18 protein-coding genes are annotated in these 14,246 nt (G+C 58.7%); 1 reads left to right on the top strand and 17 read right to left on the bottom strand.

Annotated elements, in window-relative coordinates; genetic code table 11:
- The first annotated feature begins 11 nt into the window (after window positions 1-11).
- A complete protein-coding gene (locus D1641_RS01750; RefSeq protein WP_160662675.1) occupies window positions 12-185 on the top strand; it encodes a hypothetical protein in 174 nt (57 codons plus the stop codon).
- A 29-nt stretch (window positions 186-214) separates the two neighbouring features.
- On the opposite strand, the gene D1641_RS01745 is transcribed toward D1641_RS01750, so the two are convergent.
- The 17 genes from D1641_RS01745 to dnaA all read right to left on the bottom strand — a co-directional run bounded on the left by D1641_RS01745 (window position 215) and on the right by dnaA (window position 14,055).
- Window positions 215-595, bottom strand: a complete 381-nt coding sequence (locus D1641_RS01745) for a YegP family protein (RefSeq protein WP_160662674.1) — start codon at window positions 593-595, stop codon at window positions 215-217.
- 48 nt (window positions 596-643) lie between these two features.
- Window positions 644-1,081, bottom strand: coding sequence for a ribonuclease HI (rnhA, locus tag D1641_RS01740; RefSeq protein ID WP_160662673.1), 438 nt, complete (start codon window positions 1,079-1,081; stop codon window positions 644-646).
- Window positions 1,082-1,094: 13 nt separating this feature from the next.
- A complete protein-coding gene (locus tag D1641_RS01735; protein WP_160662672.1) occupies window positions 1,095-1,367 on the bottom strand; it encodes a type II toxin-antitoxin system YafQ family toxin in 273 nt (90 codons plus the stop codon).
- On the bottom strand, window positions 1,367-1,642 hold the full coding sequence (locus tag D1641_RS01730; protein WP_160662671.1) for a type II toxin-antitoxin system RelB/DinJ family antitoxin: 276 nt from the start codon (window positions 1,640-1,642) through the stop codon (window positions 1,367-1,369). The genes D1641_RS01735 and D1641_RS01730 overlap by 1 nt, the downstream gene beginning before the upstream one ends.
- A gap of 405 nt (window positions 1,643-2,047) precedes the next feature.
- Window positions 2,048-2,503 (bottom strand): DIP1984 family protein, encoded by a 456-nt coding sequence (locus tag D1641_RS01725; RefSeq protein ID WP_160662670.1) that lies wholly within the window; start codon window positions 2,501-2,503, stop codon window positions 2,048-2,050.
- Window positions 2,504-2,507: 4 nt separating this feature from the next.
- A complete protein-coding gene (locus D1641_RS01720) occupies window positions 2,508-2,990 on the bottom strand; it encodes an SHOCT domain-containing protein (RefSeq protein WP_160662669.1) in 483 nt (160 codons plus the stop codon).
- Window positions 2,991-2,993: 3 nt separating this feature from the next.
- Window positions 2,994-5,510: a DNA gyrase subunit A gene (gene gyrA / locus D1641_RS01715; protein ID WP_160662668.1), complete on the bottom strand. Its 2,517-nt coding sequence runs from the start codon at window positions 5,508-5,510 to the stop codon at window positions 2,994-2,996.
- 31 nt (window positions 5,511-5,541) lie between these two features.
- A complete protein-coding gene (locus D1641_RS01710) occupies window positions 5,542-5,814 on the bottom strand; it encodes a type II toxin-antitoxin system YafQ family toxin (RefSeq protein WP_160662667.1) in 273 nt (90 codons plus the stop codon).
- Between the two features lie 2 nt (window positions 5,815-5,816).
- On the bottom strand, window positions 5,817-6,026 hold the full coding sequence (locus D1641_RS01705; protein ID WP_160662666.1) for a hypothetical protein: 210 nt from the start codon (window positions 6,024-6,026) through the stop codon (window positions 5,817-5,819).
- A 29-nt stretch (window positions 6,027-6,055) separates the two neighbouring features.
- Entirely contained in the window at window positions 6,056-8,011 is a 1,956-nt protein-coding gene (gene gyrB, locus D1641_RS01700) for a DNA topoisomerase (ATP-hydrolyzing) subunit B (protein WP_160662665.1), read from the bottom strand.
- Between the two features lie 108 nt (window positions 8,012-8,119).
- A complete protein-coding gene (locus D1641_RS01695; RefSeq protein WP_201757191.1) occupies window positions 8,120-8,527 on the bottom strand; it encodes a PH domain-containing protein in 408 nt (135 codons plus the stop codon).
- Between the two features lie 109 nt (window positions 8,528-8,636).
- Window positions 8,637-8,903 (bottom strand): extracellular matrix/biofilm biosynthesis regulator RemA family protein, encoded by a 267-nt coding sequence (locus tag D1641_RS01690; protein ID WP_160662664.1) that lies wholly within the window; start codon window positions 8,901-8,903, stop codon window positions 8,637-8,639.
- Window positions 8,904-9,181: 278 nt separating this feature from the next.
- Window positions 9,182-10,285: a DNA replication/repair protein RecF gene (recF, locus tag D1641_RS01685; RefSeq protein WP_160662663.1), complete on the bottom strand. Its 1,104-nt coding sequence runs from the start codon at window positions 10,283-10,285 to the stop codon at window positions 9,182-9,184.
- Window positions 10,282-10,497, bottom strand: coding sequence for an RNA-binding S4 domain-containing protein (locus tag D1641_RS01680; protein ID WP_160662662.1), 216 nt, complete (start codon window positions 10,495-10,497; stop codon window positions 10,282-10,284). The genes recF and D1641_RS01680 overlap by 4 nt, the downstream gene beginning before the upstream one ends.
- A gap of 10 nt (window positions 10,498-10,507) precedes the next feature.
- Window positions 10,508-11,266 (bottom strand): SUKH-4 family immunity protein, encoded by a 759-nt coding sequence (locus D1641_RS01675; RefSeq protein WP_160662661.1) that lies wholly within the window; start codon window positions 11,264-11,266, stop codon window positions 10,508-10,510.
- Between the two features lie 12 nt (window positions 11,267-11,278).
- Window positions 11,279-12,385, bottom strand: a complete 1,107-nt coding sequence (gene dnaN, locus D1641_RS01670; RefSeq protein ID WP_160662660.1) for a DNA polymerase III subunit beta — start codon at window positions 12,383-12,385, stop codon at window positions 11,279-11,281.
- 353 nt (window positions 12,386-12,738) lie between these two features.
- Window positions 12,739-14,055: a chromosomal replication initiator protein DnaA gene (dnaA, locus tag D1641_RS01665; protein ID WP_160662659.1), complete on the bottom strand. Its 1,317-nt coding sequence runs from the start codon at window positions 14,053-14,055 to the stop codon at window positions 12,739-12,741.
- Window positions 14,056-14,246: the final 191 nt, after the last annotated feature.

The following is a 14,246-nucleotide window of genomic DNA, read 5'->3' as shown; positions in this document are numbered from 1 at the left end:
GGGGCCTGTCAATGGAGGCTTTCGCCATCGGGCTGTTCGCCGTGGCGGTGATCGGCATCCCTATCGCCATCCTGCTGCTGAACGACTACGGCAAGAAGCGGGGATGCGGCCGGGGATGCGCCACCTGCGGCAACCGGGATATCTGCTACCGGAATCAGAAGAAAACCGACAAAAAAGCGCCCTGACGGGCGCTTTTTCGTAGCTTTAGAGGGTCTTAATCCTCCTCGGGCTCCTCGATCTTGGCGTCGGGGGCGTTGCGGCCCACCGAGGCGATGCCGTTCATGCAGCTGGCCTTGGCCTTGTAGCCCTCGCTCTTGCCGATGTTCTCGCCGTTCTTTGCCTTGAGGCGGAAGCGGTACTCCCCGGCCTTGTCCTGATAGACCTCGAACTTGGGGTGGGTCAGCTCCTCGAAGCCCTCCGCCGTCTGGTCCTCCACGTGGGCCAGGGCGTTCTTCTGCACGGAGGCGATGCCCCCCTGACAGCTGGACATGCTGGTGTAGCTCTCAGAGGCGGTGAGAATCACCTCGCCGTTGCCCGCCTTCAGGTTGAAGGTAAACTCGCCGTTTTTGGTCTTGGAGATTACAAATTTGCCCATAGTAAATGCCTTCTTTCTCTTTATTTTCAGGTCCTCCGACCTTGAACTCTATTTATATTTCTGGCTCTCCGCCACCGCCAGCTGGTCGCAGCGGTTGTTGAACTCGTTCTCGGCGTGGCCCTTAACCCAGTGGAGGTTGACGGTGTGCCTCTCGCATAAATCCAGCAGACGGCCCCACAGGTCGGGGTTGAGGGCGGGCTTCTTGTCCGACTTTACCCAGCCCCGGGCCCGCCAGCCCCGGGCCCAGCCCTTGCCCAGGCCGTCGATGACATATTTGCTGTCGGAGTACAGCTCCACCACGCAGGGCTCCTTTAACGCTTCCAGAGCGGCAATCACCCCGGTGAGCTCCATGCGGTTGTTGGTGGTCTGGGCCTCGCCTCCGGACATCTCCTTCCTGTGGGAGCCGTACATCAGGATGGCCCCCCAGCCCCCCGGGCCCGGATTGCCGGAGCAGGCCCCGTCGGTGTAGATGGTGACAGTTTTCATAGCCCCTTCTTCCTTAAAACAAATCGCTGTGAGTTCCCGTCCGGGTGAGCACCAGGATCAGCTTATCCTGATCTGTCTTATAGACCAACAGCCAATCTGGAGTAATGTGACACTCCCGGCAGCCAATATAATCTCCAATCAAATCATGATCCTTAAATTTCTCTGGCAGCTTTTCTCCAGCAGCCAATCGTTTGATTGTCTCCGTCAACAGAGACATATTATATCCTCGCCTTGCCGCTCTTCTCACATCCCGCTGAAACTTTGTCGTCGGCTTTACTGTATACATCAACCCAGCAGCTCCCTCATCATCTCATCAACATCCGTATAGCTCCTCCCGTAGCTCGGGTCCGCCATCATCCGCTGGGTCTCTTCTATTGCTTCCCTTGTCTCCTCATTGGGAATCTCCCGGTCCACGGAGAAGGGAATCCGGTTTTCCCGCACGGTTTTTTTTGCAAACACGGTAAACGCCGTGGTCATGCTCATGCCCACGTCCGCGCAAAATTCCTCAAACTGACGCTTCAATTCCGCGTCCATCCGGATATTTACGTTCGTCTGCGCCATATCAGATACCCCCTTCTGCTTTATACTATGTATTATATTTAAGTTTATATACATTGTCAAGATATTTTAATACAAAAGGCTGGACACGATTCCCGCGTCCAGCCTTTCCATAATCCCCAAACCCGCCCGCGCGAAACCGACGTCCGGTGATAAAAATAAGCGTCTTTCACGACAGATAACGGTACAGGTGTAACAGTAACGGACCTGATAATAAGCCAGGGTTCGAACCCGGCTAAGCGAGGTCCCGCCCGCTCCCATACAACGTGCCTCTTGGCCCCGGCACATTGGGGCTTGACGCCCGCCTCTCGCGCAACCAAAATGATAAATGCAGGGCGTGACCACCGGGCACGCCGTTCAACAGGGACGGTGTATCCCGGGGAGACGGCGCGCCGGGGTCGTCGCGCCCTACAAAAGCTCGGTGGTCCAGTTCTTCTCCTGGATGGTCTCCTCCAGCTCCCGCAGCTCTCTGGACAGGCCGTCCACCTGCTTTTGCAGCTGGCGGACGTTGACGGTGCTCTTAATCTTGATCTCGCTGACAGAGTGGCGGTGGGCCAGGGCACTGGCGCTGTTCAAAAACCCACGCAGGATGGACAGTTTGCCCTTGAGACAGTCCCGGCGAGCCAGCAGGTCGGACAGGGTGGCCCCGTCCTCCATCCTGGTGGAGTTGTTGGTGCGGTTGATGGCGGAGATCAGCTCCTCCAGGCGGGCGTAGTCCGCCTCCAGCTCAGCCAGCAGCTCCGTGGGGTCCTCGGCGGGCTGCTCCCCCTCCTGGACCAGGGCGTTGTTGCTCAGCCGGCTCTCCAGCTGGCGGATTCTCGTTTGCAGCTCCGACCGCTGGGACAGGGCGTTGGCCAGTTTCATACAATCACAGCTCCTCTAAAATTTTCCGTCGTTTTTCCCAATACTCCTCTTCGTCCATCATCCCGGCGGCCCTCAGGCTCTCCAGCAGGGCCAGCTGGCGCTGGACCTCCGGGGCGAGCCCTCCGCTCCGGGGGCGGGCCCTGACATGCCGCTTTATAAAGACCTGATAGATGTCCAACGCGGTAAATATGCCGGCCAGGAGGGTCCATATGACTCCGAAAGGGGCGGTGGCGGGAACGATCACAGCCAGCCCAAACAGGACAAAAACTCCGCCCCACACCGCGCCCACTACCCCCTGCGTCCTGCTGGGGAGATGGGCGTCGTTTCCCCCGGCCCGCTTCCGCAGCCAGCCCATGGTCCAGTTATAGGCCTTATTAAGGGCGGTGAACTCCAGACACAGTCCAATCAGGGACAGCACCACATACAGCATGACCTCTGTATCGCCGTTGGGGTCGATGGCGGACTCCCACATTGGCACAAAATACATAGATTACTCCTCTGATTTCTCCTCATCAGGCAAAGACTCAGGCTCGACGGTCTCCTCACGCTCGGCCAGAGCCAGGGAGATCACCTTGTCCCCCTCCTCCTTGAAGCGCATGACGATGACCCCTTGAGTGGAGCGGCCCGCCATCCGGATGGAGTCCACATGGGTGCGGATCAGGATGCCCGCCTGGGTGACCACCAGCAGGTCTTCGCTGCCGTCCACCACCTTGACCCCCACGATGGGGCCGGTCTTGTCGGTGACCATGTAGTTCTTAATACCCAGGCCGCCCCGGTTGGTGATCCGGTACTCCTCCACGGGGGTGCGCTTGCCGAAGCCCTTCTCGGTGATGGACAGCACCGTCCTGCCCTCGATGGCCCGGGCGGCGCCTACCACGTAGTCCCCCTCCCGGAGGCGGATGCCCCGGACGCCCACGGCGTCCCGGCCCATAGGCCGCACGTCGTTCTCGTCAAAGCACACCGCCATGCCGTCGTGGGTGGCAATGAGGATTTTCTTGCTTCCGTCGGTCTCCCGGACGGATACCAGCTCGTCCCCCTCGTCCAGGCGCAGGGCCCGGATGCCGTTGTTCCGCAGGTTTTTCAGGGTGTGGACGGGCAGACGCTTTACCGTGCCCTGGCGGGTGACCATGAACAGATACAGCTCCTCGCCCTCGTGCTCCCGGTAGTGGAGCATGGTCTGCACCCGCTCCCCCTGCTCCACTTGCAGAATGTTGATGATGTTGGTCCCCTTGGCCGTCTTGCCGCTCTCGGGAATCTGATAGCCCTTCTTGCGGTAGACCTTGCCGGTGTCGGTGAAGAAGAGGATATAGTCGTGGGTGGAGGCGGTGAACACGTCCACCACGCAGTCCTCCTCCCGGGTGGTGATGCCCTTCTTGCCCATACCGCCCTTAGACTGGGCGGCGTATTCGCTCACCGGGGTGCGCTTGATGTAGCCCGCCTGGGTGAGGGTGAAGACGCACTGCTCCTCCTCGATCAAGTCCTCGATATCGATCTCGTCCTCCACGTCCTGGATTTCAGTAATCCGGTCGTCGCCGTACTTGTCCCGGATGACGGTAAGCTCGTCCTTCAGGACTCCCCGGAGCATCTCCTCGGAGGCCAGCAGCTGGTTGAAGTAGGCGATGCGCTCCTCCAGCTCCTTGTATTCCGCCTCCAGCTTCTCCCGGTTCAGTCCCTGGAGGGAGATGAGCCGCATGTCGCAGATGGCCTGGGCCTGGACGTCGTCCAGCCCAAACCGCTCCATCAGCCGCTCCTTGCCGTTGTCGTAGCTGGTGCGCAGAATGTGGATAACCTCGTCGATGTTGTCCTGAGCAATGAGCAGGCCCTCCAGAATATGGGCCCGCTCCTGGGCTTTTTTCAGGTCGTATTTGGTGCGCCGGATGATGATCTGCTCCTGATAGGCGATATACTCGTCCAGAATGTGCCGCAGGGACAAAATCCGGGGCTGGAGCTTGCCGTTTACCTCCACCAGAGCCAGCATGTTGATGGCGAAGGTGGTCTGGAGCTGGGTCTGGGCAAAGAGGCGGTTGAGCACCACCTGGGGGTTGGCGTCCCGCTTCAGCTCGATGACAATGCGCATACCGTTGCGGTCGGTCTCATCCCGGATGTCGGAAATGCCCTCCAGCCGCTTGTCCTCCACCTGATCGGCCATATTCTTGATTAGCATCCGCTTGTTCACCTGGTAGGGAATCTCTGTGATGACAATCCGGGTGCGGTCCTTGCCGAACTCCTCGAACTCATGGCGGGCCCGGATGGTCACCCGGCCCCGGCCGGTGGCGTAGGCCGCGCGGATGCCCGCCCGGCCCATGATAATGGCCCGGGTGGGGAAGTCGGGACCTTTGATGTGCTCCATCAGGTCGCCCAGGGTGGCCTCGGGGTCGTCCAGCACGCAGATGGCGGCGTTGATGACCTCCCGCATGTTGTGGGGCGGGATATTGGTGGCCATACCCACGGCGATGCCGCTGGACCCGTTCACCAGCAGGTTGGGGAAGCGGGAGGGGAGGGTCTTGGGCTCCCGTCTCGTCTCGTCAAAGTTGGGGTCCCAGTCCACTGTGTCCTTCTCAATGTCCCGGAGCATCTCGTCGGAGAGCTTGGACATTCTTGCCTCGGTGTAACGGTAGGCCGCCGGGGGGTCGCCGTCCACCGAGCCGAAGTTGCCGTGGCCGTCCACCAGCATGTACCGCATGGAGAAGTCCTGGGCCAGGCGGACCAGGGCGTCGTAGACAGACTGATCCCCGTGGGGGTGGTAGCGGCCCAGCACGTCGCCCACGCAGGTGGCCGACTTCTTAAAGGGCTTATCCGCCGTCAGGTTGTCCTCATACATGGCGTAGAGGATGCGCCGGTGGACGGGCTTCAGGCCGTCCCGCACATCGGGCAGAGCCCGGCCCACGATGACCGACATGGCATATTCAATATAGGATTTCTCCATTTCCGGCACCAGAGGAGAGGCGACAATTTTCTGGTCCGGGTAACGAATCTCCTCGGGGTCGTATTGGGGTTTTTTAGACATTTATTGTGTTCCTCCTTGTTAGAGGTGGGTTTTATATACCAAACAGATCACCGTGCGTACCTGTGCGGTAAAGTAACAATTCTTCTCCATCCTGCCTGTAAATCAACAGCCAATCCGGAGCTACATGACATTCCCGGTGTCCGGAATGATTCCCGCTTAAACTATGATCCAAATTTTTTTGCGGGAGCGTGTCCGGGATTTTCAGCCTGTCAATTACCTGCTGGAGCAATTCCATATTCCAATGACGCTTTACACAGAGCTTAAAGTCTCTCTTGAATCTTGTGGAGTATCTGACATTTAACATTGTCATTCCTCCATCAATTCGGCAAAAAGCTCCTCCGTTGTGCCGTTGAATGGGTGGCCCCCGCCGTTGTCCAACTCCGTGAAAGCCTCTAATGTTTCGGCGTTCGGGGTTTCGTCCGGGACCGCCGCCCCCTGCAGATAGGAAATTACATAGAACAGGCGGTTTTCCGGTATCTGGTCAATGAGGGTCTTTGCAAATTCCCGATTACTCATTTCTGGCGCTCCTTTCCGAAAACAAAGCATCAATAATCCAAATTCACCGCATACTTGGCGTTACGCTCGATGAACTCCTTCCGGGGCTCCACCTTCTCGCCCATGAGGACGGTGAAGGTCTCGTCCGCCCGGACGGCATCGTCCAGCTCGATGCGGCGCAAGGTGCGCTTTTCCGGGTCCATGGTGGTCTCCCACAACTCGTGGGGGTTCATCTCGCCCAGACCCTTAAAGCGGGAGATGTCGATTTTGGCGTTCGGGTTGTCCCCCCGCATCTCGGCGGAAATCTTATCCCGCTCCTCCTCGGAGAAAGCCAGCCGGGTCTGCTTGCCCCGGGTAAGCTTGAACAGGGGAGGGACGGCGGAGTAGACATAGCCGTTTTCAATGAGGGGCCGCATAAAGCGGAAGAAAAATGTTAAAAGCAGGGTGCGGATATGGGCGCCGTCCACGTCGGCATCGGCCATGATAATGACCTTGTGATACCGCAGCCTGTTCAGGTCGAAGTCGTCTCCGATGCCGGCCCCCAGGGCGGTAATCACGGGGGTGAGCTTGTCGTTGCCGTAAACCTTGTCCGCCCGGGCCTTCTCCACGTTGAGCATCTTGCCCCACAGGGGAAGAATGGCCTGGAAACGGCTGTCCCGGCCCTGGGTGGCCGAGCCGCCGGCGGAGTCGCCCTCGACGATATAGAGCTCGGTGAGCTCGGGATTTGCCTCGTTGCAGTCCCGCAGCTTGTCGGGCATGGCTGCCCCGCCCAGGGCGGTCTTGCGGCGGATGGACTCCCGGGCCTTCCGGGCGGCTTCCCGGGCCCGGTTTGCCATGAGGGCCTTATCCAGGATGGCCCGGCCTACAGAGGGGTTCTCCTCCAGATAGGTCTCCAGCTTTTCCGAGACAATGGAGTTGACCAGGGTGCGCATCTCGCTGTTGCCCAGCTTAGCCTTGGTCTGTCCCTCGAACTGGGCCTCGGTGAGCTTCACCGAGATGACCACCGTGAGGCCCTCCCGGCAGTCGTCCCCTGAGACCTTCTCGTCGTCCTTCAGCAGCTTGATCTTCCGGCCGTAGGCGTTGAGGACGTTGGTCAGCGCCCGGCGGAAGCCCTCCTCATGCATGCCGCCCTCGGGGGTGTGGACGTTGTTGGCAAAGGAGACCATGACCTCCTGATAGCCGTCGTTGTACTGCATGGCCACCTCAGCCATGGAGTCCTCCCGGGCTCCGGACATGTAGATCACGTCATTATGGAGGGGGTCCTTGTTCTTGTTGATGAAGGTGACAAACTCCCGGATGCCCCCCTCATAGCACATGTCGTCCTCCTGCTCCCGGCCGGGACGCAGGTCCACCGTCTGGATGCGCAGGCCGGCGTTGAGGAAGGCCTCCTCCCGCATCCGGGTATGGAGGGTGTCGTAGCTGTACTCCAGGGTGTCGAACATCTCCGGATCGGGCTTGAAGGTGACGGTGGTGCCGGTGTGGTCCGTCCGGCCCACCACCTTCATCTCCTGGGTAATCTTACCCCGGGCAAATTTCATCTCATAAATTTCCCCGTTCTTGTGGACCTGGACCTCCAGCCACTCGCTCAGGGCGTTGACAACCGAGGCGCCCACCCCGTGGAGGCCGCCGGAGACCTTATATCCGCCGCCGCCGAACTTGCCGCCGGCGTGGAGGATGGTAAAAACCACCTCCAGGGCGGGCTTGCCCGTCTGGGGCTGGATGTCCACTGGGATGCCCCGTCCGTTGTCGGTGACGGTGACGGTGTTCCCCGGGTTGATGGTGACGGTAATGTCCGTACAGTGCCCGGCCAGGGCCTCATCAATGGAGTTGTCCACAATCTCATACACCAGGTGGTGCAGGCCGGATTCCGATGTGGAGCCGATATACATGCCAGGGCGCTTGCGCACCGCCTCCAGACCCTCCAGGACCTGGATCTCCGACCCGCTGTACTCGTGGTCGGTCTGGGTGGTGTTCAGCTCGTTGAGCTGGTTCAATTCTTCAGACATAGCTTAACCTCCGCGATGGTAAAATCCTGATAGGGGCAGATATCATCCGCCTGAAAATATGCTGTAATTCGCTCTGCGGCGGGCGGATGATATCCGCTCCTGCCTATATTAATCCAATTCCTCGTCGTCCAGATCAGCGGTTTCGTGGTAATCATCGCCGCTCTCGGTGCCCACAAGCTCGGTGGTCCGCATCCGCCGCTTGTCCTTGGCCTCCTCCACATGCCTGTGGATCAGCTCCTTGACCTCCCGTGGGTGCTTGACGTTCTTCAGTTCCAGGTGGGGAATGCTCTTGTCAGAGGAAATTACGCAGACCGTCCCTACGCCGAAAATACGCTGACACAGGCCGATGTTCAGCTGGAGATCCCGCACCCGATAGAGGAGCACCTCGTCAGACTTGATGTTTAGAAAGCCAACCTCACAGAACAGCCGGTCCTCGCTGAGACGGTATTTGGTGAAGGACAGAGGCAGTCCCAGGTGCCGCTTGCGGTCTTTCCACAGATATTCGATGGATTCCATAATGTAACCTCCATTCTATTCTCTATTATAATATACCATGCAGGGGGCGGCGCAGAGGCTGCCCCGCTGTTATGACGCAAGGATGATGGGGCGGCACAGAGGCCGCCCCCTACAGAGCCAATCCGCCCCGCTCCGCCCGGTGGGCCAGGGTGGCGGGGGAGAGGGGGGAGATGTACACAACAGGCTCTCCCCAGCGGCTGTCCGCCAGGATGAAGGATCGGGGCAGGTCGTCGGTGAGCCAGATGGCCCGACCCTCCGCCTCCGCCCGCTCCAGCAGCTCCCGGGTCTTATAGGCCCAGCTGGCGTTGTCCAAATCAAATATACCCAAAATATCCCGGTCTGGAATCACAACCGATTGTCCCAAATGCAGATACATAAGCGCTACCTGTTCTTTCTCTCATACAAAACATAAGCTAGCCAGGCCAGTATACAGCCTAAAAATACACTCCCAATCAGCCATAGCCATATTTCCCAGCCTAAAATGTCAAAGGAGGGCGGATTCAGCCGGTGATTTACCATTCCAATCAATAGAATCATCTCAAATATTATCAGGGGACTCCACCGTAAAAAGCGGTTTTTGATACAGCCCAATGCGAAAAGCTGAAAGCAAAAGGGAATGAAAACAAAGGGAAGTAAAACAGCCATTTTTTCCTCCTATATCAGCTTCCCGCCGCAGATATGAAAGGCCTTCCCGCCCTCCAGACCCTCCAGCTTCTCCTCCTCGCAGCAGGTGATGAACACCTGGCCCCCCCGGATGCGGTTGAGGACAAAGGCCTGCCGCCTGGGGTCCAGCTCGGAGAGGACGTCGTCCAGCAGCAGGACGGGCCACTCCCCGGTCTCCTCCTGGAAAATCTCCCGCTGGGCCAGCTTGAGGGACAGGGCCGCCGTCCGGGTCTGGCCCTGGGAGGCGTAAGTCTTGGCGGACTGGCCGCCGATGGTGACAGCCAGGTCATCCTTGTGGGGGCCGGACAGGCACTGACGGCTGTCAAGCTCCGCCTGGCGGTGCTTCTCCTGGTGCTCCAGCAGGAGGGGAAGCAGCTCCCGGGGCTGGGCCTGGGGGTCGTCTACGTTGGACACCGTCTCATAGCCCAGCTCCAGCCCCTCCCGGCCCCCGGAGAAGTCGGCGTGGATGGCGGGGGCGTGCTCCCGCAGGCGCTTCACAAAATGGGCCCGGTAGTGAATTATAATGGCCCCGGTCTGAGCCATACGGAGATTGAAGTCGTCCAGGGTGTCCAGCAGGGAGGGCCGCTCCGGCCAGTCCCGGAGGATGCGGGTCTTGTGGTCGTAGAGCCGGTTATACTCTGCCAGAGCCTGGGCGTATCGGGGCCGCAGCTGGCAGATGCCCCCATCCAGGAATCTCCGCCGCTCCGCCGCCCCCTCTCGAATAAGGGACAAATCCTCGGGGCAGAAAAGGACGGTATTCAAAATTCCCGCCAGCTCCGCCGCCGTCTTCAGGCGTATTCCATTGGAATACAGCTGCCGGCCCCGGCCCCGGAAGAGACGGGCCTCCAGAGAAAAATCCCGGTCACGGCTGAATACTTCCCCCCTCACAAAGGCGGAGTCCACCCCCAGCATAATCATCTCCCTGTCATACCGGGCCCGGTGGGACCGGGCAGCGGAGAGATAGGCCACCGCCTCCAGCAGGTTGGTCTTGCCCTGGGCGTTGTCGCCATAGATCAGGTTGACTCTGGGGTCAAATTCCGCCTCCAGATGGGCATAGTTCCGGAAAAAATCCAGCTCCAGACTTTTGACAATCACGTAACCACAAGCTCCGTCTCGTTATCGATTACCGCTCTATCTCCGGGCCGCAGCTTCTTCCCCCGCATAGTGCAGGGCTCGCCGTTGACGGCCACCCGTCCCTCCTGGATAATCAGCTTGGCGTCCCCGCCCGTCTCCACCGCCCCGGCGAACTTGAGCAGGTCCTGGAGCTTGATAAATTCAGTGTGTATTTTAATCTCGTGTGAGTCCATATTGATAACCTCAAATCAGGGAGATGTCAGTCAAACGCTTCCATATGGTCATCCGCTTGCGCAGAGCCGGCGGATCCAGCGTCCTCATACATTCCAGAAAAGGGGCGTAAAGCTTTTTTCGGTTTCGCTCCACATACTCCCACTCCCGTTTATCCCTGTTCTTCTTCAAATAGCTCTCAATTTTTTCTGAGAAATCCTGATAAAAGCTCTGCCAATAGGCCATAGAAAGCAGATATTGCTCCAGACTGCTGTTTACAAAGCTCAGCTCGTCACCATAGGAGTCGTGATACCAGGTCCACACTGACCCGGTTTTCAGCTCCACCACCTCATAAGAGACATGTTCGTCCTTGAAGTAGTTCCAAATTTTTTCCTTCGCCCCGTCTGGCATTTCACGCTCGCTGGTGAACACAATCGGGCTAAATTCCCGACTTTCTCCGATCACCAGATACTTTTTCTTATTGATTGTCTCATTTCTCAGGCAGCTGACCCAAAACAGGGTTCCAAGATAGACATGCTTTCCGCTCCTCTCGTCACTGGGCAGGCGGAAAGGACGAAATTGATCGGGCAGACCTACCTTCGTCAGAAAATCTTTGATGCTTTGTGGCACCTCTAAATTTTTCAATCGGTGCTCCTGATATCGTCCAAGTCTCGGGTCCTCCAAAAACTTCGGGTCGGGCTCCAGCTCCACTCCCGCCTCCCGGACCTGCTGGTAGAGCTGGAGCAGAGGGGGATAGTTCATCCAGTTAGGGTGCCTTTCTGCTTGTTCCACGTGAAACCTCCATCAGTTCGCCTTCAATCTTACGGGCAGGACCATATATGTGAAGTTCTCCTCCCCCTCGGCGGGCAGGATGACGCAGGGGGCCACCCCGGAGGTGAACTCCATGCGCAGCTTGTCGGCGGGGGCGGCCTTGAGGGCATCCATCAGATACTTGTTATTGAAGCCGATCTCCAGCCCGCCGCCGTCGCCGGAAATGGGACACTGGTCAGCGGCGTCGCCGATGGCGGTCCTGGTGGTGATATCCACCATCCCGTCCCCAAAGACGCAACGCAGGGGGGACTTGAGCTTTTCGCTGATAATCAGGGACACCCGGTCGATGGAGCTGAGCAGAGCCCGGGCCTCCACCTCCACCTTGACGGTGTTGTTCCGGGGGATGGCGTTTTTGTAGGCCAGGAAGTCCCCCTCCAGCCGTCGGCAGACCAGCAGGGTGTCCCCCGTCTGGAACAGGATGTGCCGGGCCCCCTGAATTACCGTGACGCTCTCCTCTCCGGAGCAGATCTTCTCCACCTCGCCCAGGGCGGAGCCGGGCACCACAAAGGAGAAGGAATCCGCCCCCTTTTTGTCCTCCACCTCCTCATGGCGCAGGGCCAGACGGTAGCCGTCCACCGAGACCACAGTGAGGCCGGAGCCGTCAACCTCAAAGAGAGACCCCGTGTGGACGGGCCGGCTCTCATTGTCGCTGACGGCAAAGAGAGTCTGAGAGATCATGGAGCGCAGCACCGGCTGGCCGATGACCAGGGCGTTCTGCTGGTCCACTGCGGGCAGCTCCGGGAACTCCTCCGGGTCGGTGCCCAGAATGTTGAACTCGCTGAGTCCGCACCTCACATTCACTGTACAGCCCTGGGAGGTGAATACCACCACGTCGTCGGGCATCTTGCGGACGATTTCCCCAAAGAGCCGGGCGGACAGCACCAGGGAGCCCCCCTCCACGATTTCGGCGGGGACGGCGGCCTGGATACCCGTCTCCAGGTTGTAGCCGGTGAGGCGCAGGGACTCTCCCGCCTCGATGAGGATACCCTCCATGGCGGGGATGGAGCTCTTGGCGGCCACCGCCCGGGAGGCGACGGATACGGCGGCGGACAGCAGGGCCTTTTCGCAGGAGAATTTCATAACAGTTCCTCCAGTCTCTTTCTCTCTCCGCAATAGGAGGAGAGGATATTTTTTAGTAACAGTAGTCCGTAGGCAAAAATTTTGTGGAAAGATGCCGCAAAGCGCTGCGGCTCTAAGAAAAAAGTCTCAACAGGGGGTGTGGTGAAAAACGGGCGGCTTTCCACAGCAGCTTTTTTTCTCCACATTCATCCACAGATAATTCACAATTTTTTGTGGAAAGTCAGATTATAATGGGACAACAGGAGAGCTCTTTTTGATTCTTTTTCTCTCGAGAAAAAGAATGCCTGCCCGGACGACTCCCCCTGTCAGGGGGAGATGTCGCGAAGTGACAGAGGCGGTAGGGAGAGGGCGCCTTATTCGTACCGGGAGTTGATATTGGTGGTGATATCCTTGATAATCTCCGCCTTCTCCGGGTCGGTTTTGACCAGACCCTCGATGCGGTTCAGGGCGTTGAGGACGGTGGAGTGGTCCCGGCCGCCGAACTCCGCGCCGATCTCCTTCAGGGACAGGTTGGTCATGCGGCGGATCTGATACATGGCGATCTGCCGGGCCATGGAGATATCCTTGGAGCGGCCCTGGCCCCGGAGGAGGTCGGGCTCCAGGTTGTAGAACTTGCACACCTCGTCGATAATTACGTCGGCGGTGGGCAGGATATCCGATTTCTCCTTAAAGATGTCCTTCACCGCCCGGATGACGGTGTTTTTGTTCACCGTGTCCCCAATCAGATCCTGATAGGCCATGATCTTGTTTACCGTGCCCTCAATCTGCCGGACGTTGGCGGTGATGTTTTCGGCGATGAGCTGAATAAGGAAGTCGGGCAGCTCCATCCCCATGCGGATGGACTTGCTGCGGATGATGGCCATCCTCGTCTCATAGTCGGGGGGGATGATGTCGGCCAGCAGGCCCCACTCAAAGCGGGTTTTCAGCCGGTCCTCCAGGCGGAGCATCTCCTTGGGGGGGCGGTCGGAGGTGAATACAATCTGCTTTTTAAGCTCGTAGAGGGTATTAAAGGTGTGGAACATCTCCTCCTGGGTGGAGTCCCGGCCGGCGATGAACTGCACGTCGTCCATGAGGAACACGTCGGCCCCCCGGTATTTTTCCCGGAACTCCTGGTTCCGGCCCTCCCGGATGGCGGCGATCAGCTCGTTGGTGAAGGCGTCCCCCTTGATGTAGATGACCTTATACTCCGGGTGGCTGGCGTGGATGGTGTGGGCGATGGCATAGAGCAGATGGGTCTTGCCCAGGCCGGACTCGCCGAAGATAAACAGGGGGTTATAGCTCTCTCCGGGGTTTTCGGCCACCTTGCGGGCGGCGGCGTGGGCGAACTTGTTGGAAGAGCCCACCACAAAGCGCTCGAAGGTGTAATCCTCGGTGCCGGGGAGGAATACCTTCTGTTTGGCCGTCTCCTGAAAGCCCTCCCGCTCTCCCTCGGTGAGAACGGTGACCTGAAAATCGGCGGAGAAGAGCTCGTGGAGGGCGTTTTGAATCGGGACGATATAGCGGGCGGCGATGATATCCCGCTTGAACCTGGTGGGGCTGTACAGCACGAAGCGGCTCTCCTCCAGGGCGACGGCCTCGGCGTCGTCAAACCAGGTGTTCAGAGTGGTGGCGGTCATCTCCGCCCCCATCAGTGCCTTTACTTTTTCCCATACTTCCGCGGCGGGGTTCATTTCCTTCACTCCTCATGACTGACGGAAAAGGGACTCAGCCGCTTTCCGCGTATAAAATCGCATAAATTTCCACTCTTTCCATTATACCAAAAAAGAGAAGAGACAGCAAGGTCAATTTGCGGATATCCCTTCTTTTATTTTAGAAAGAGACCAAAATATTGACGGGGCTGGCGCTTTGACGTATAATACAT

Origin of the sequence: Colidextribacter sp. OB.20, from assembly GCF_009911595.1 — a bacterium.
GTDB lineage: Bacteria > Bacillota > Clostridia > Oscillospirales > Oscillospiraceae > Lawsonibacter.
Note: the sequence above shows the minus strand (reverse complement) of the source record. Positions and strands in the feature narration are given on the sequence as shown.